Origin of the sequence: Geodermatophilus obscurus (assembly GCF_900143215.1) — a bacterium.
GTDB classification, from domain to species: Bacteria; Actinomycetota; Actinomycetes; order Mycobacteriales; family Geodermatophilaceae; genus Geodermatophilus; species Geodermatophilus obscurus_A.
Window position 1 is genome coordinate 15,898 of sequence record NZ_FRDM01000008.1, and the last position, 16,511, is coordinate 32,408.

14 protein-coding genes are annotated in these 16,511 nt (G+C 75.1%); 8 read left to right on the top strand and 6 right to left on the bottom strand.

Translation table 11 applies throughout. The features are described 5' to 3' along the window. Window positions 1-22: 22 nt before the first annotated feature. Window positions 23-1,009, bottom strand: a complete 987-nt coding sequence (locus BUB17_RS09900) for a tripartite tricarboxylate transporter substrate binding protein (protein WP_072917320.1) — start codon at window positions 1,007-1,009, stop codon at window positions 23-25. Window positions 1,010-1,214: 205 nt separating this feature from the next. Here BUB17_RS09900 and malQ point away from each other — a divergent pair, with 205 nt between their 5' ends. Beyond that, window positions 1,215-3,047, top strand: a complete 1,833-nt coding sequence (gene malQ / locus BUB17_RS09905; RefSeq protein WP_072917337.1) for a 4-alpha-glucanotransferase — start codon at window positions 1,215-1,217, stop codon at window positions 3,045-3,047. Window positions 3,048-3,220: 173 nt separating this feature from the next. Here the strand turns inward: malQ and BUB17_RS09910 are convergent, their stop codons facing one another. Continuing rightward, a complete protein-coding gene (locus BUB17_RS09910; RefSeq protein WP_072917339.1) occupies window positions 3,221-5,572 on the bottom strand; it encodes an ExeM/NucH family extracellular endonuclease in 2,352 nt (783 codons plus the stop codon). Window positions 5,573-5,814: 242 nt separating this feature from the next. Here BUB17_RS09910 and BUB17_RS09915 point away from each other — a divergent pair, with 242 nt between their 5' ends. The 4 genes from BUB17_RS09915 to BUB17_RS09930 all read left to right on the top strand — a co-directional run bounded on the left by BUB17_RS09915 (window position 5,815) and on the right by BUB17_RS09930 (window position 7,779). Continuing rightward, window positions 5,815-6,129 carry a hypothetical protein gene (locus BUB17_RS09915; protein WP_244277103.1) on the top strand — a complete coding sequence of 105 codons (315 nt, stop codon included), beginning with the start codon at window positions 5,815-5,817 and terminating at the stop codon, window positions 6,127-6,129. A 73-nt stretch (window positions 6,130-6,202) separates the two neighbouring features. Continuing rightward, on the top strand, window positions 6,203-6,400 hold the full coding sequence (locus BUB17_RS09920; protein WP_072917342.1) for a hypothetical protein: 198 nt from the start codon (window positions 6,203-6,205) through the stop codon (window positions 6,398-6,400). 144 nt (window positions 6,401-6,544) lie between these two features. Next, window positions 6,545-6,994 (top strand): hypothetical protein, encoded by a 450-nt coding sequence (locus BUB17_RS09925; protein WP_072917347.1) that lies wholly within the window; start codon window positions 6,545-6,547, stop codon window positions 6,992-6,994. Beyond that, the gene (locus BUB17_RS09930) at window positions 6,982-7,779 is read left to right on the top strand and encodes a DUF998 domain-containing protein (protein WP_072917353.1); all 798 of its coding nucleotides are present in this window, start codon (window positions 6,982-6,984) and stop codon (window positions 7,777-7,779) included. Before BUB17_RS09925 ends, BUB17_RS09930 begins: the two co-directional genes overlap by 13 nt. Window positions 7,780-7,837: 58 nt before the next feature. Here the strand turns inward: BUB17_RS09930 and BUB17_RS09935 are convergent, their stop codons facing one another. Beyond that, complete coding sequence (locus BUB17_RS09935) at window positions 7,838-8,845, bottom strand: Acg family FMN-binding oxidoreductase (protein ID WP_072917357.1); 1,008 nt, start codon at window positions 8,843-8,845, stop codon at window positions 7,838-7,840. A 126-nt stretch (window positions 8,846-8,971) separates the two neighbouring features. Between BUB17_RS09935 and BUB17_RS09940 the strand changes: the two genes are divergently transcribed. Both BUB17_RS09940 and BUB17_RS09945 read left to right on the top strand, forming a co-directional pair. Next, window positions 8,972-9,847, top strand: coding sequence for a universal stress protein (locus BUB17_RS09940; RefSeq protein WP_072917361.1), 876 nt, complete (start codon window positions 8,972-8,974; stop codon window positions 9,845-9,847). Window positions 9,848-10,060: 213 nt separating this feature from the next. After that, entirely contained in the window at window positions 10,061-11,860 is a 1,800-nt protein-coding gene (locus tag BUB17_RS09945; RefSeq protein WP_072917363.1) for a hypothetical protein, read from the top strand. Window positions 11,861-11,953: 93 nt separating this feature from the next. Here the strand turns inward: BUB17_RS09945 and BUB17_RS09950 are convergent, their stop codons facing one another. Both BUB17_RS09950 and BUB17_RS09955 read right to left on the bottom strand, forming a co-directional pair. Further along, the gene (locus tag BUB17_RS09950; protein WP_072917366.1) at window positions 11,954-12,874 is read right to left on the bottom strand and encodes a DMT family transporter; all 921 of its coding nucleotides are present in this window, start codon (window positions 12,872-12,874) and stop codon (window positions 11,954-11,956) included. A 139-nt stretch (window positions 12,875-13,013) separates the two neighbouring features. Beyond that, a complete protein-coding gene (locus tag BUB17_RS09955; RefSeq protein ID WP_072917369.1) occupies window positions 13,014-13,760 on the bottom strand; it encodes an SDR family oxidoreductase in 747 nt (248 codons plus the stop codon). A 78-nt stretch (window positions 13,761-13,838) separates the two neighbouring features. Here BUB17_RS09955 and BUB17_RS09960 point away from each other — a divergent pair, with 78 nt between their 5' ends. Further along, a complete protein-coding gene (locus tag BUB17_RS09960; protein ID WP_244277105.1) occupies window positions 13,839-15,491 on the top strand; it encodes a helix-turn-helix domain-containing protein in 1,653 nt (550 codons plus the stop codon). A gap of 154 nt (window positions 15,492-15,645) precedes the next feature. Here BUB17_RS09960 and BUB17_RS09965 read toward each other — a convergent pair whose 3' ends face one another. After that, window positions 15,646-16,404: an SDR family NAD(P)-dependent oxidoreductase gene (locus BUB17_RS09965; protein WP_072917371.1), complete on the bottom strand. Its 759-nt coding sequence runs from the start codon at window positions 16,402-16,404 to the stop codon at window positions 15,646-15,648. Between the last annotated feature and the right edge of the window lie 107 nt (window positions 16,405-16,511).

The window sequence follows — 16,511 nt, forward strand, 5'->3', positions numbered from 1 at the left end:
GGCACCCGGACGTCATCGGTGCCTACTCCTGCAGGAGCGGGCCGTAGACCTCGACGATCTCGTCGATCCGCGCCTCGAAGTCGTCCCGGCCGATGAACTGGTCGGGCACGTACTGGTCACCGAGGGCCTCGACCACCTCCGGCTTCTCCAGGCACGCGGCGACGCCGTCCTCGAGGGTCTGCAGGACCTCGTCGGGGGTGCCGGCCGGAGCGGCGAGCCCGAAGACCGACACGCTGTTGGTGAGCTCGGGGAAGCCGAGCTCGGCGAGCGTCGGCACGTCGGGCAGGTAGTCGACCCGCTCCTCCGGGCTGATCGCCAGGGGCACGAAGCTGCCGGCCTCGATGTTCTCGAGCACGTCCTGGGAGGCGTTGATGAAGATCGCGTCGACGTTCCCGCCGAGCACCGCGGTGGTCATCTCGGCGTTGCCGGTGAACGGGACGAGCGACAGCTCGACGCCGTACTGCTCGGCCAGCCGCTGCAGCTCCATGGCCTGGGACGTCGTCGCGCCGGGCACGCCGACGGTCACCTGGCCCGGGTTCTGCTGGGCCTCGGCGATCAGCGCCTGCGCGTCGGGGAACCGCGACCCCTGGCCCACGGCCAGCACCGAGGGGATCTCGGTGACCGCAGCGATGGGCACGTAGTCGTCGTTGGTGTAGCCGACGTCCTCCTGCAGCGGGTTGGTCGCCGACGCCGGCACGGCGATCAACGACAGGCTGTAGCCGTCGGTGCCGCCCTGGATCATCGCCTGCATCCCGAGCGACCCGGAGGCGCCCTCCCGGTTCTCGACCACCACGGTCCGGCCGAAGTCCGCGCCCAGGCAGTCGCCGACGGTCCGCGCGGCCAGGTCGGTGGGGCCGCCGGGCGCGTACGGCACGTAGAGGGTGATGTCCTCGGCCGGGTAGGCCTCGGCTGCCGCTCCGCCCTCTTCCCCGGGCTCGGCCACGCAGCCGGTGAGCAGGACGGCGGACGCCGCCGCGAGGACGGGCAGGGATGACCGGGGGTGTCTCATGCATACCTCCACGGGGTGCACTCGTACGGGGACGCCACGGTGAGCGCCGTCGTCCGGAGCCTGCTGCGCGGTTCCACGCCTGTCATCCGGAGCGGCGAACCGTCATGAACCTGTGACCACCGCCACAGCATGTCGGAGGCGAGGGAGAGCGGCACCACGTGCGGCCTGCCGTGTGGCCGGCGGGTGCGCTGGGGAGTATCGGGGGGTGACACGCACTCCCCGCACCGACGAGTGGGGCATCGACGCCACCTGGCTCGACGCCCTCGACGAGGAACACCAGGTCTCCGAGGCCACGATCGAGCGCCTGCGCGAGGTGATCGGCACCCCGCCGGCCGACCTCGAGGACCGCGCCCCCATCGTCGCCCGCCCCGGCGACGTGCTGGAGGTGGACGAGGCCGAGGTGACCCTCGAGGACGGCTCCACCCGGTACGTGGACGGCGAGCTGCCCGAGGACTTCCCGCTCGGCTACCACTGGCTGCAGGCCCCCGGTGGCCCGCGCCGCCGGCTCGTCGTCTCCCCCGGCCGGTGTTGGCTCCCCGACGAGCGCGCCTGGGGCTGGGCGGTGCAGCTGTACGCCACCCGCAGCCGCGGCAGCTGGGGCATCGGCGACCTCGCCGACCTGCGGGCCGTCCGCGAGATGGCCGCGCAGCAGGGCGCCGGGTTCGTGCTCATCAACCCGCTGCACGCCGTCGCCCCGACCCCGCAGCAGGAGGCCAGCCCCTACCTGCCGGCCACCCGCCGCTTCCGCAACCCGGTCTACCTGCGCGTCGAGGAGGTGCCCGGCGCCGACGCCGTCGACCTCGGGTCCGACGCCGGCCGGGCGCTCAACGAGGGCGGGCTGATCGACCGCGACGCGATCTGGGCCCGCAAGCGCGAGGCGCTGCGCCGGGTCTTCGACGCCGGCGGCCGCGACGACCCGGCCTTCCCCGAGTGGTGGTGGCACCAGGGGCAGAAGCTGCAGGACTGGGCCACCTGGAGCGCGCTGGCCGACGCGCACGGCCCCGACTGGCACACCTGGCCCGAGGAGCTGCGCGACCCGCGCAGCAGCGCCGTCGGGGACTTCGCCGCCGAGCACGAGCGCGACGTCGCCTTCCACGCGTGGCTGCAGTGGGCGCTGCACCTGCAGCTGGAGCGGGCCACCGAGGGCATGACCGTCATCCAGGACCTGCCGATCGGCGTCGCCGGCGGCGGTGCCGACGCCTGGACCTGGCAGGACGTGCTGGCGCAGGGCGCGACCGTGGGCGCCCCGCCGGACGCCTTCAACGCGCAGGGCCAGGACTGGGGCTCCCCGCCGCTGGTCCCCTGGCAGCTGCGCGCCGCGGACTACGAGCCCTTCGTCGAGTCGATCCGAGCCACGATGGCCGGCGCCGGCGGCCTGCGGATCGACCACGTCATGGGCCTGTTCCGGCTGTGGTGGGTGCCCGCCGGCGGGAGCGCTGCGGACGGCGCCTACGTGCGCTACCCGGCCGAGGACCTGCTCGGCATCGTCGCGCTGGAGAGCTCCCGCGCCCGGGCCGTCGTCGTCGGCGAGGACCTGGGCACCGTCGAGGAGGGCGTCCGCGAGGCGATGGCCGAGCACGGCATCCTCAGCTACCGGCTGCTGTGGTTCGAGGAGGAGCCGCCGGCCGCGTGGCCGGAGACGGCGATGGCCGCGATCACCACCCACGACCTGCCCACCGTGGCGGGGCTGTGGACCGGCGCGGACCTCGAGGAGCAGCGCGAGCGCGGCACCGGGACCGACGAGGAGCTCGAGCGCGGCCGGACGTCGCTGCTGGAGAAGGTGCCGGGCCTGCGGAAGAACGCCAGGCCCGAGACGGCGGTGAAGCGGGCGCACGAGCTGCTCGCGCAGGCCCCGTCACTGCTGCTGTCGGCCACCCTGGACGACGCCGTCGGCGAGCGGCGCCGCCCCAACATGCCCGGTACGACCGACCGGCCCAACTGGTCGCTGCCGCTGCCGGTGACCGTGGAGGACCTGCCGGGGCACCCGCTGCTGCAGACCGTGGCCCGGACCCTCGCCGAGGGCGTGACGGGCTCCTGAGACCTGGCCGGTGCGGACCCCGATGCGGGTCCGCGCCGGCCGGGCGACGTGATGGAGCCCTCCTGCAGTTGAAGGACCCCCTGCCCCCCACCACTCGCAAGCTCGCGGTGGGACCCTGCAGGGGGCCGGAGCCTCGGGACGGGGCCGGGGGTGGGGGTCAGGAGGGTCCTCGCTCAGGACTCCGGCCCCTCAGGCTGCCGCGTGCCGTTGCCCCGCCCCTCCTCGAGGACGTCCTCGCCGGGGCCGCCGATGAGGGCGTCGTCACCGTTGCCGCCCTCGAGGACGTCGTCCCCGAGGCCGCCGACCAGCACGTCGGCGCCGTTGTCACCGGCGACCGTGTCCCGTCCGGCGCCGCCGCAGAGGACGTCGTCGGCGTTGCCGCCGTGCAGGACGTCGTCCCCGCCGTGGCCCATGACCACGTCGCGGCCGTCGGTGCCGCGCAGCACGTCGTCCCCCTCGGTGCCGCGGATCGTCGGGACGAGTCCCTGGCAGCGCTCCTCGAGGTCGATGCCGACGACCAGCGGGTCGTGGTCGCTGGACCGGTACGGGTCGCCGGCGTAGAGGTCCGGGTCGCCGGTGTACTGGTAGGCGGCCGACTCGACCGAGTTGATCGCCCAGTGCGAGACGCCCTCGACCTTGGCGGTCAGCGACGCGCCGGCCATCGCGTGGTCGAGCGAGCCGGACAGCCCGTCGAAGACGTAGCTGTACCGGCCGGGGTCGAACTCCTCGCCGAGGTCGGTGTACCCGGCTCCCCGCAGGACCTCGACCGGGTCCTCCCGGGTGTAGGCGTTGAGGTCGCCCATGAGGACGACGTCGGGGTCGCCGGTCTCCTGGGCCAGCCGCCCGGCGAAGGCGGCGACCGACTGCGCCTGCCGCACCCGGTCGCCGGTGAAGGCCCCCTGCCCGTCGCCGGAGTCGGCGTTGTCGTTGCCCGACTGCGGCGGCTCGCTGTCGTTCTTCGACTTGAAGTGGTTGGCCACCACGGTGACGGCGTCGCCGTCCTTGCTGAACGTCTGGGCCTGCGGCTCGCGGGCGTTGGCCCACACGCTCTCGTCGGCCAGGCCGGCCGGCTCCCCGACCGGCTGGACGACGTCGGTGCGGTAGACGATGCCGTTGCGGATGACGTCGCGGTCGACGGCGTAGAGCTCCCGCGGCATCGGGACGTACGCCCACACGTCCGCCCCGGCGGCCTCGTCGAGCCGGTCCACCAGGTCGGCCAGCGCGGTGTCGGCGTTCCCGGGCGTCCAGCCGGTGGAGTCGGTGTCCTCGACCTCGAGCAGCGTGACGACGTCGGCCTCCAGCGCGCTGATCGCGCTGACGATCTTGGTGGCTTGCTCGTCGAACTGAGCGGCGTTGCGGGCGCCGCGGGCGTCCGGGCCGGTCCAGGTGAGGAAGTAGTTGAGCACGTTGAAGGTGCCCAGCCGCACGTCGCCGCCGACCGGCCCGGCAGCCCCGGTCCGCGTGTTCTGCGGCGCGAGGACGCCGTCGGCCGTGCCGTCGGCCGGCTGGAGGCGCCACTCGCCGAAGCCGTAGCCCAGCACCAGCGGCTCCTCGAACCGGGCGACGTCCCCGACCCGCACCGGCGACGACGGCGACAGGTACGGCCGGTCGCGCACGCTGGTCGAGTCGTCCCGGCCGTCGTCGAGCAGGACCGTGCGGGCGGCGTTGGCGGTGGCGACCGCGGCGGCCTCCTCGGTACCCGGCCGGGCGAGCTCGGTCGGCTGCACGAGGACGCCGCCCTCGGACAGCGTCAGCTCGCCGAAGCGGGTGAGCGCGAAGACCTCGCTCACGGTGAGGTCGTCGGCCGGCTCGACGCGCATCCCCTCCAGCCGCTCGCGGACGTCGTCCCCGGCGGGCAGGTCGAGGAACGCGGCCTGTGGCTCGGGCAGCAGGTCGTCCCCGCAGACGGTGACGTCGGTGGGCGCGGTGACCTGCGTCTGGCCGAAGGACTCGCTCGGCACGCCCGTGACGGCCGCCTCGTCGCCGAGCGCGACCGGGAGGGTGCTGAGGACGAACACGCCGTCGGAGGTGGCGGTGTCGCCGTCCCCGGCGTCCTGCAGGTGGAAGCCCTCGAGGCCGCCCTCGCCCTGCAGGTCGCCCACGACGGTGCCGCGCACGGTGACCGCCTGCCCGGCCAGCGGCGTCGCCGCGCCACTGCCCTGGACCGCGCCGATCGCCGTGACCTCGCCCGCGGGGACCTCGCAGGGGTCCGTCGCGGGCACCTGCGCCGGCGCACCGGCCGGCGCCGGAACGGCCGGCAGGTCGAGCGTCGCGTAGGGGGCGCCGCCCGAGCCGTCGTAGAGGACGACCGACAGGCCCGCGGACGTGGTGCCGGGCGGGATGGTGACCTCCAAGAACTCCCCGCTGTCGCCGCCGACGTCGTCGTAGTGGATCTCCGAGACGTACGGCGCGGTCGGGGCGGCCGACGCCGGGGCCGGCAACACGACGACGGCGAGGGAGACGGCGGTGGCGCCCACGGCGGCGCGAGCGGCCCCGCGGCCCGGACGGCGGGCTGGTGCGTGCACGGTGGTGACCTCCGGGGAGCGGCAGGGACGACCGGACGCCGCAGGCGCGACGTGGACACGTCGGTGACGTTAGGTGAGCGATCGATGACACGCCCAACGGAGATCATGCGCGCCGCTGCGTCACCCGTCCGCCACCGGGACGGCGCTGCCGCAGGGTCGTGTCCGCCCGGCCCGGGGCGACCCCGCCGCCCGCCGGAGCGCTCGTGCCGAACAGGTGTTCGACCTCGTGCCACACTCTGCCCGTGGCTGGCGGCATGCACCCCGGGCGGTCCGGTCGCTCCCTCGGTGAGCGCGCGGCGCGCTCGGGCGTCGCCCGGCCGGAGGCGCCGACGGCGCCCCGCCCGGTGGACACGGCCGCCCGGGAGGGCCGCGCGCGTGGCCGGCACTGCTGGGTCCACGACCCGCCCGGCGCCCCCGGCGTGTGGCCGGGGCTGCTCGTCGAGTGGCGGCAGTCCGACGGCGGCTGGTCCGGCCGGGTGACCTACGCCGTCGCCGGGCCGCAGGGGACGGTGCTCGTCGAGGCCTGGGTCCCCGCCGCGCTGCTCGAGCAACGCTGATCGCGGGTTACCGCCGTCGCCGGGTGGCTATGGCCTCTCCCGACGCACCGTCCCCGACGAAGTGGAGAGACCAGTGAGCGAGCCCGACCGTCCGAACCTCGACGACGTCATGACCCCCACCGAGTCGGCTCCGCGCGACCGCCAGCAGCACGCCGGGGGCTACACCCGCTCCGACGACGAGCTGCAGCACCGCACCGAGCAGGAGCGGCAGATGGTGGACTCCGACGACGCCGACCCCGCCGGCGCTGATCCCCACTCCGCCACGGATTGACCTGTCGGCCCCCCGGCCGACACCGCAGCCGGGCGCCGTCCCGGACGGCCGCTCCGCCCTCCGCGCCGCGGCACGGCCACCGCAGGCCGCGCTCGCCCGGACGAGCGCGGCCGGACGCCGTCCCCCTGTCCGGAGGAGGTCCGGTTGAGCCGCCTGGGGCCAGCGGACGTCGCCTGCTGGGTGCTGAAGTCGACCCGCCCACCGGAGCTGATCGAGCCCGGCTGGCGGGTGGGCACGGCCCGTGAGCTGACCCGCTGCGTCCGGCGTTCCTACCGGCTGGACCTGGTGCGCCCCGGCCGGCCCTGCCTGCTGTGGGTCAGCGGCCGCACCGCCGCGGGTGTGCACGCGCTCGGCGAGGTCACCGGCGAGGCCGAGGAGCGCGACGGCGGCCCGGTCGTCACCGTCCGGCTGACCCGTCTGCCCGCCCCCGTCGCGCGCGCCGACCTGCTGGCCGACCCCGCCGCCCGGGACGCCGAGGTGCTGCGGATACCGGCCGGCAGCAACCCGTCGTGGCTGTCCCCGCAGCAGTACGCCGCCGTCCTCGCCCACCTCCCCCCGCACCCGGACGCCGCGCTGGGACCATGGCCGACGTGACTCCCACCCGGTACCGCTGGGGCGCGATCGCCTGGCTGCTGACCCTGCAGTTCTTCGTCGTCGAGACCGTCGTCCAGGTGCAGACCGGCGGCGGGTACAGCCGCGCCGACGACGTCATCAGCGCCCTGGGCACGTCGGCCTCCGCGGCGCCGCTGCTGATGAACGCGTCGTTCGTCGTCCAGGGCCTGCTGATCGGCGCCGGCGCGGTCCTGCTGCGCCCCGCCCTCGCCGGCCTCGGCGGTCGGCTGGCTGCGGCCTTCCTGACCGCGGCCGCGGTCGGCGTGGTGCTCGTCGGGTTCTTCCCGCTCGACGGGCAGGAGGACCTGCACCAGGCCGGCGCCGGACTGCACCTGCTCGGCGGCGGGCTCGCGCTGCTCGCCCTGGCCTACGCCGTCCGGCCGCGCTCGGAGACCCTGGGGACGGCGCTGGCGCTGCTGGGCCTGCTGAGCACCGCGATGACCGTCTTCTTCGCCCTCGGCATCACCTCGTTCCTCGGCGAGGGCGGTACCGAGCGCGCGTCGGCCTACCCGGTCCCGATCGGGCTGGCGCTGGCCGGCGCCGGGCTCTGGGCGCTCGGCCGGCGCCCGCAGGCCGAGCCGCGCCCGTCCCGCCGCGAGCTGCGCGCCCGGGAGCGGGCCGAACGCGCGGCGCGGGCCCGCGAGCGCGACGCCGCCCTGGAGACCGCGGCGACCCGGCCCGAGCCGGCCCGGGTGCAGACCGACACCGGGCCCGACGACGACTTCGACCCCGAGGACCCCTGGGCCACCTCCCGCCGGCGCGACTGAGGCCCCCTCCAGGGCGCCGCCGTGAGCTCGCGAGCGGTGGGGAGGAGGGGGTCCTCCTTCACGTCGCAGGTTCGAAGCGGAGCACCTCGCTGACCGGACGCCGTCCCGAGACGGCGCCGCCGGTGGTCGACGGGTAGCCCATCCGCAGCAGCATCTGCGGATGGCCGACCAGCGAGAGCCGGCCGCGCATCCGGGTGCGGGTGACCGGCCAGTCCAGCGCCTGGGTCAGCGGCGAGGCCGCCAGGCCCTCCGTCGTCGCGGTCAGCAGCAGCCGACCCAGCGCCCGGCCGGCGAGCAGCCACGCGGTCGCGTCGTCGCCGCCGGTCCCCAGCAGCAGGACGGTGGGACGCTCCACCTCGGGCGGCGGCGCCGCCGGGTCGCCGGGCGGCAGGAAGGTGTGCGGAGTGCGGCTGCCGACCACGAAGTCCCGGACCAGCCAGTTCGACGGCCGCGTCGTCGGGTCCTCCTCCGGGACCGCGCCGACCGGGATGCCGTCCACCGCCGTCGGATCGGTGCGCAGCCACCGCTCGAGCTCGGCGAGGTAGCCGGGGTCGCTGCGCTCCAGCTCCTCGGCACGGGAGACGAGGAAGGCGGTGGCGACCTCCTCGTCGGAGCCGGTGACCCTCTTCAGCCAGACCCCGAGCCGCCCGGCGTCGGCCTCGAACCGCTCGACCACCTCGTCGGGGACGGCGCGCGGCAGGAACGGCGCCCGCTCGGTGTGCCGGCGGGCGATCGCCTCGGCCAGGGCCGTGTCCACGGGCGTGACGTCGCGGGACCCCCCGGCGCGCACGGTGGCCAGGTGGTCGGGCTCCTCCGGCGTGGGCAGCAGCTCGATGTCCGCCTCGACGCCCATGCCGCGCAGCGCGACGGCGGCGAACTCGGCGGCCACGCCGCAGCTGATCACCTGCTGCCGGCCGCTCGGGTCGAGGACCGGCAGCGCCCGCTCCCGGTCCCGGTGCAGGTCGAGCCGGTCGCCGGCGGCGGTGAACCGCCACGGCTGGGTGTTGTGCACCGACGGCGCCCGGGTGGCGGCGGCCACCACCGCCGTCCACTGCTGCTGGTCCATCCCCGCTCCTCCCCGCTCGGGGCCGACGACCCCCGTGGCCCGTTCCCTGCCTAGCGGATCAGCGGCCCCAGGTCGACGGTCCCGAGCCCCTCCCGATCCCGGCGCGGTCGGAGGACGATGCGCGCCATGAGCGCACCTGACACCGGCGTCCCGCGACCGCGCGTCCTGGTCGGCTACGACGGCTCGCCCAGCGCGGTGAACGCGATCGAGGCGGCCGCCACGCTGCTGCCCTCGGCCACCGCCTCGATCCTGAACCTGTGGGAGCCGCCGTTCACCTCCCCCGAGTTGCGGCACCGCGTCATGGAACGCGCCTCCAACGCCGAGGCGCTGGGCAGGCTGCTGGAGACCGAGGGCAGGGCCGAGGCCGAACGGCTGGCCGGCAACGGCGTGAAGCTCGCGCGGGCCGCGGGGTGGGACGCCGAGCCGCTGGTCAAGCGCACCTTCGGCGGGGACGGTTACCAGTTCGCCCGGACCGCCGAGGAGCTGGACGCCGACCTGATGGTCGTCGGCTCACGCGGGATGAGCGGCATGCGGGCGTCGATGGGCAGCGTCTCGGAGCTGGTCGTGCACGTCAGCCCGGTGCCGGTGCTCGTCGTCCCGCACCCGCTGACCACCGCCGAGTGGGCGGCCGCCGTCTCCGGGCCGGTCATCGTCGGCACCGACGGCTCCGACCACGCGCAGCGGGCGCTCACCGCGGCCACCACCCTCTTCCCGCACCGCAAGCGGCTGCTGCTCGCCGTCGAGGAGCAGGCGAATTCCCCTGCTCCGACGGCCGTCGAGGGCACCGAGCTGGTCACCGTCCGCTGCTCCGGGCGCCCCGGCAGACCGCGGGCGACCGCCTCGACGCTGGCCGACGAGGCCGCGCGCCGTGGCGCGGCCGTCCTCGTCGTGGGCAGCCGCGGCCGGGGCGGCGCCCGGGACACCCTCGTCGGGCACGTGGCCCGCGCGCTGCTGCACTGCGCGCACCGGCCGGTGCTCGTGGTACCCACCCGCGCCGCCTGAACCCCCTGGACATGGGGGGTGCCGGCCCCCCATGCGGTGTCTGCCCAAGGCCTCGGTGGTCACCCAGAGTCAGCGCATCCCCCCGTTGCCGCCCGGGACGGGGGGATGTCGACGACAACGGGGAGTTCGATGAGGCAGGAACGCAGTTCTCGCAGGGGTACACGGCGTCGCCTGGGACGGCGGGGCGTCGTCGCGGCCGCCACCCTCGGGATCGTGGCCGCCGGGGCCACCGTGGCCGGCGCCGAGATCACCACGGACAACGACCGGAGGCTGGCCGCGGTCGGCCCCGTCGGGGCGTACGGCTTCCCCGTCTGGTACGAGGACCACACCGGCCTGCGCCTGGAGCAGTGCCTCGACGCCGCCGACGCCTACTGCGACCCGGTCTTCCTCACCGGCGAGGGCCTGGACCCGGCCGAACCGCTGCACATCGGGCGGGGGCCGGCGGACAGCAACTGGCCCGGGGAATCGTTCTACTACGCGGCCAACAACAGCTTCGACCTGCCCGACGGCACCCGGTTCGACTTCGTCTCAGCGCTGGAGGCGACGTTCGCCAACGAGGAGGTCGCCGAGGGCGACCAGGTGACCTTCGGCCGGTTGCGGATCCGGTTCGAGGACGCGCAGCCGGGCGGCACGTACACGATCACCCACCCGTACGGCGTGGACACGCTCACCGCCGACGCGGACGGCGAGATCCGCTACGTGCAGGACAAGACCCCGGCGCCGGACAACTTCGGGCTGGCCCTGGACTCCCGGATCGCGCCGTTCCTCGTGGACGCCGACGGCCTGCACGAGACGCCGAACGGGACCTACGTCGGCCAGCCCGGTGCGGAGACCACGGTCACCGGGTCGACCTACGGCACCAACTACATCGAGATCTCCGGGCCCGGGCTGGCCACGCCGTTCCGGGACGCCACCTTCGACCTGATGGGCAAGGTGGCGACCAACTCCGGGATCGTGCCCGTCGCCGCCTATCGGATCGACAACGCCGGCACCGCGCAGGACCACCTCGACGTCTACGCCACCGCCGGCCCCAACGACGCGGTCCAGGTCTCCGGCGAGGGCATCCCGCTGACCACCCTGGCGGGCACCGGGAGCAACTACTACGCCCGGATCCCGGTGGCGGCCGACACGTTCCCCGCCACCGTGACCGTGATCAACGCCAGCGACGACCCGGTGGCCGAGATGACTCTCCCGGTGACCGCGAACGTCGCCGTCACGGGGGCGACCTACACCGACGCGGCCGGCTCGTCCGGAGGCACGTTGACGATCACCGCGGTGTCCAGCGACAGCGGCGCGACCCTCGCGGGGACGGTCGGCACCCAGCCGCTGGTGTTCACCGACGGGAGAGCCACGCTCACCGGGATGGCGGCCCCGCCCGCCACCGTGACGGTGACCGCGTCCACGGGTGGCTCGGACGTCGCGCCGGTCCTGGTCACCAGCGCGACCGCCGGTGAGGCCGTGCCGCAGACCGCGGTCGTCGCCGGTGCCACCGCGGCGGTCGGGGGCGAATCCATCACGTTGGACGGGTCGTCCTCGACGAACGCCACCGGCTTCAGCTGGGCGCAGACCGCCGGCATCCCGGTGCTGGAGGGTGTCGCCACCGACGCACCGTCGATCACCTTCGACGCTCCGGCCGAAGCGGGCACGCTGACCTTCGTGCTCACCACCACCGGGCCGGCGGGGACGAGGACCGCCACCCACTCGGTAGCGGTGTCCGCACCGGCAGTCGCCGACGAGACGGCCATCACCGTGGGCCAGCTGCGCACCGGCACCCGGGAGTGGCGGGTCGACGGCACGTCGACGGGAACCACGCTCAACACGGTGACCGTCCACCTGACCCAGGCGGACGGAACCGGGCGGGTGCTGGTCGGCACGGCTCCGGTCGACGCGACCGGAGCCTGGACCCTCCGGGTGGCGAACGGGGTCGCGCCTCCCGCGGGGTTCACCCGCCTGGTCGCCGAGTCCTCGCACGGAGCCGTGTCGCCGCTGTTCGGCTACACCACGCGGCGATGACCGGCACGGGGTCCCGCTGCCGCGGCAGCGGGACCCCGTGGCCCCTTCCTGACGCGCCCCGAGCTCGCGCGGGCTCGGAGAGGCAGTTCGTGCTCAGACGGCGCTGCCGGCCTCCCGCGCGACCGGGACGGGCAGCCGGACCCGGTTCGGCCCACGGGACAGCGCCACGCCGGCCAGGCACATCACGCCGCCTCCGACGGCCACGGCCGGTGGCACCTCGCCGAGCAGCAGCCAGCCCAGGAGCACGACCAGTGGCGGCACGAAGTAGGTGGTGACGCCGAGCCGCCCGGCACCGGTCCGCGCCAGGGCGTACGCCCACGTGCTGAACGCCAGCGCGGTCGGCACTGCGCCCAGGTAGACCAGGCCGGCCACCGACCCGGGCGGCGCCTGCCCCAGCTCCGCGGCGAGCGACCCCGCCCAGGGCAGGCAGCACAGCGTGCCGACGGCGCACGCGGTGAAGGTGACCTGCAGCGGCGGCAGCCGGCGCAGCACCGGCTTCTGCGCCACGACGCCGACCGCGTACGTGACGGCGGCGACCAGGCAGAGCACCACGCCGACGACGTCGGCATCGGCGCTCCGGGTGGCCAGGCCGATCAGCAGCACGCCGGCGAAGGCGACCGCCAGGCCGGCGACCAACCGGCTCGGCAACCCCTCCCCCAGCCACAGCCCGGCCAGCACGGCGATGAGGATCGGCCCGACGTTGACCAGCATCGCCGTCGTCCCGGCGTCCAGGTGCCGCTCGGCCGCGTTGAGCGCCACGTTGTAGACGCCGAACCAGCCGACCCCGCAGACCGCGAGCAGCCGCCACTCGCGCCCGGTGGGCGCCACCCACGGCCGCCGGGTCACGGCCAGCAGCGCGCCGAGCACCGCGGTGCCCACCAGCAGCCGGCCGAGGGCCAGCGGCCCAGGCGAGAGATCGGTGCCGACGGCGCGGATGGCGACGAAGGCCGACGCCCAGGCCAGCACGGTGACGACGACGGCGGCCAGCACGGGGACCGCGGAGCGGCGGGGCACGCAGCGACCGTAGGTCCGCCGTGCGACCCCTCCCGGCGGGTTCCGGACGTCGTCCTCCCTGTTGCGGAATCTGGCAGGAGCGGCCCCGTTCCGGGCCCCGCCGTGAACTCGCGAAGGGTGGGGAGGACGGGGTCCTTCCTCAACCGCGCAGGTGCTCGGCGTAGGTGCGCCGTCCGCGCGGGCCCCCGGTGGGCAGCGCCGCGCCGTCCCGGACCGCGGCCGACAGCCGGCCGGGCACCGGCGTGGCCACCACGTGGGTGCCCGGCTCGCGGGCGGCGGCCCACGCCCGCGCGACCTCCGCCGCGGAGAGCTCCTCGGGCCCGCCGTACTCGACGACGCCCCCGGCCGGCGACCCGACCGCGACCTCGGCGGTGTGGGCAGCAGCCTCGGCGACGTCGACCGGCTGCAGCCGCCAGCCCATCGGCACCGGCAGCAGCGGACCGCGCCGGGCGGTGTCCAGCAGCTGGTCGACGAAGTCGTGGAACTGGGTGATCCGCAGCAGCGTCACCGGCAGCCCCGAGGCCAGCAGCACCTGCTCGGCGGCGTACTTGGCGTGGTAGTAGCCGTAGGGGACGCGGTCGACCCCGACGATCGAGACGAAGACGAGGTGGCGCAGCCGGTCCCGGTCCACCGCCTGCACCAGCCGCCGCGTCCCGGCGACGTCGGCCTCCCAGTAGTTCCCGCGCGCGTCGCTGGCCGCGTGCACCACCACCTCCGCCCCGGCCAGCGCCGCAGACAGGTCACGGCCGGTCGCCAGGTCGCCGCGCACCCCGCCCGGCCCGGTCCCCCGGCGCGACATCTGCCGCACCCGGTGTCCGTCGTCCTGAAGCCGCCCGGCCACCAGCCGCCCGAGCCGCCCTGTTCCCCCTGTCACCAGAACGTCCATGCCGGGCAGTCTGGCGGACCGGTCCGTCCCGGCGTGGCAGACTCACGGCATCTCACATGCGAGATACCGTGTCCGCTCGTGACGGTCACCGAACCCACCACCGACAGCGCCAGCACCCCGGCGCCCGAGGCCAGCACCGACACCCCGGCGCCCGAGGCCAGCACCGACACCCCGGCGCCCGAGGCCAGCGCCGACACCCCGGCGCCCGAGGCCAGCGCCATGCAGCGCATCGGCATGCTCGTCCGCGACGCCCGGCGGCACCGCGGGCTCACCCAGCAGCAGCTCGCCGAGCGGCTCGGCACCAGCCAGAGCGCCGTCGCCCGCATCGAGCAGGGTGGGCAGAACCTCACCCTCGAACTGCTCGGCCGGCTCTCCGAGGCGCTCGAGCGCGAGCTGTTCAGCGTCGGCCCGGCCGGCCCCACCCACCTGCGGGTCTCCGGCGGCGTGCCGCTGCGCGGCAGCGTGACCGTGAAGTCCTCCAAGAACGCAGCCGTCGCGCTGCTCTGCGCGGCCCTGCTCAACCGCGGCCGGACGACGTTGCGCAACGTGGCCCGCATCGTGGAGGTCGAGCGGATCCTCGACGTGCTGCGCTCGATCGGCGTCTCGGCGACCTGGGACGCGGCCGGCCGCGACCTCACCCTCGTCGTCCCCGAGCAGCTGGACCTCGCCGGCATCGACGCCGACGCCGCCCGCCGCACCCGCAGCATCATCATGTTCCTCGGCCCGCTGCTGCACCGGGCGCCGGTGTTCGACCTGCCCTACGCCGGCGGCTGTGACCTGGGCACCCGCACCGTCGAGCCGCACATGATCGCGCTGCGCCCCTTCGGCCTGGAGGTCGAGGCCCGCGGCGGGCAGTACCACGCCGTCGTCACCGCGTCGGGCACGGCCGACCGCACCATCGTGCTCACCGAGCGGGGCGACACCGTCACCGAGAACGCGCTGCTGGCCGCGGCCCGCACCGACGGGACGACGACCATCCGCAACGCCAGCTCCAACTACATGGTCCAGGACCTCTGCCTGTACCTGCAGCTGCTCGGCGTCGGCGTCGAGGGGCTCGGCACCACCACCCTGGTCGTGCGCGGGAAGCCGGTGCTCGACGCCGACGTCGACTACACGATCAGCGAGGACCCGGTGGAGGCCATGAGCCTGCTGACCGCCGGCATCGTCACCGACTCCGAGCTGACCGTGTGCCGGGCGCCGATCGAGTTCCTCGAGGTGGAGCTGGCCACCCTCGCCGAGATGGGGCTGCGCTACCGCCTCTCGCCGGAGTACCTGGCCGACAACGGGCACACCCGGCTGGTCGACGTCACCATCTCGCCGTCCCGGCTCAAGGCGCCGATCGACAAGATCCACCCGATGCCGTTCCCGGGCCTCAACATCGACAACCTGCCGTTCTTCGCCGTCATCGCGGCCGCGGCCACCGGCGCGACGCTGATCCACGACTGGGTCTACGACAACCGGGCCATCCACCTGTCCGACCTGACCCGGCTGGGCGCCGACGTCCGGCTGCTCGACCCGCACCGGGTGCTGGTGACCGGCCCGACCCACTGGTCCAGCGCCGAGGTGGTCTGCCCGCCGGCGCTGCGCCCGGCGGTGTGCATCCTGCTGGCGATGCTCGCGGCCAAGGGGACGTCGGTGCTGCGCAACGTCGACATCATCGCCCGCGGCTACGAGCAGCTCTACGAGCGGCTGGTGGAGATGGGCGCCCGCATCGAGGTCTTCCACGACTGAGGACCTCCCGTCCCAGGCCGGGGGACCCTCGCCCGCCCAGCAAGCGCCCGCCGCGCCACTCTCACGCTGTTCCCCCTGCTCCTCCGCCGGTGCAGCAGCGCGCACGCGCGAGGAACAGCGTGGGAGTGGGGAGGAGCCAGGTGGTCGACCCCGTTCAGCGCTCCTGGTCGGTGGGGCGCACCAGCACCTCGTTGACCGCCACGTGCGGCGGCTGGGTGACCACGTAGACGATCGCGCGGGCGACGTCCTCGGGCCGCAGCGACCGCATGCCCTCGGAGTGCGCCAGCGCGGCCGCCTTCGCCTCGGGTTGGGTGATGTGGAGGCGCAGCTCGGTCTCGACGGCGCCCGGCTCGACGAGGGAGATCCGCACCCCCCGGGCGGTCACCTCCTGGCGCAGCGCCTCGCTGAAGGCGTTCACCGCCCACTTGCTGGCGTTGTAGACGCCGGCGCCGGCGCGGGCGGTGCGGCCGGCGGTGCTGGAGATGTTCACGATGTCGCCCGAGCCCTGCTCGAGCATCCCGTCGATCGCGGCGTGCGTCGTGTACATCAGCCCCATCACGTTGGTGTCGACCATGCGCCGCCAGTCCTCGGGGTCGGCGCCGACGATCGTGCCCAGCAGCATCACGCCGGCGTTGTTCACCAGGACGTCGAGCCCGCCCAGCTCGCTGCGGGTGCGGGCCACGGCGTCGCGGCAGGACGCCTCGTCGGTGACGTCGAGGTCGAGCGTGACGACCTCCGCGCCGGCATCGGACAGCCGCGTGGCGAGGCCGTCGAGCCGGTCTCGTCGGCGCGCCCCGATGGCGACGGCGGCGCCGGCCTCGGCCAGGGCGAAGGCGGTGGCCTCCCCGATCCCCGACGACGCACCGGTGACCAGCGCGACCTTGCCGGACAGCGGGCGGGCGACCTCACTCACTGCTCGACTCCGGGCCCGTTCCGCTCCTCGCTCGTTCGTCCAGGGCTCCTCCGCGGTCGCTCCGCTCCTCGCTCGCTGGCGCTCGCTGCGATGCTCACTCCCTGTCG

What these genes read in the sequence shown, in the direction of transcription:
- BUB17_RS09900 (WP_072917320.1), bottom strand. Translation starts at nt 1,009, where the DNA reads ATGAGACACCCCCGGTCATCCCTGCCCGTCCTCGCGGCGGCGTCCGCC.
- BUB17_RS09930 (WP_072917353.1), top strand. Translation starts at nt 6,982, where the DNA reads ATGGCCGACGTGACTCCCACCCGGTACCGCTGGGGCGCGATCGCCTGG.
- BUB17_RS09935 (WP_072917357.1), bottom strand. Translation starts at nt 8,845, where the DNA reads ATGGACCAGCAGCAGTGGACGGCGGTGGTGGCCGCCGCCACCCGGGCG.
- BUB17_RS09940 (WP_072917361.1), top strand. Translation starts at nt 8,972, where the DNA reads ATGAGCGCACCTGACACCGGCGTCCCGCGACCGCGCGTCCTGGTCGGC.
- BUB17_RS09955 (WP_072917369.1), bottom strand. Translation starts at nt 13,760, where the DNA reads ATGGACGTTCTGGTGACAGGGGGAACAGGGCGGCTCGGGCGGCTGGTG.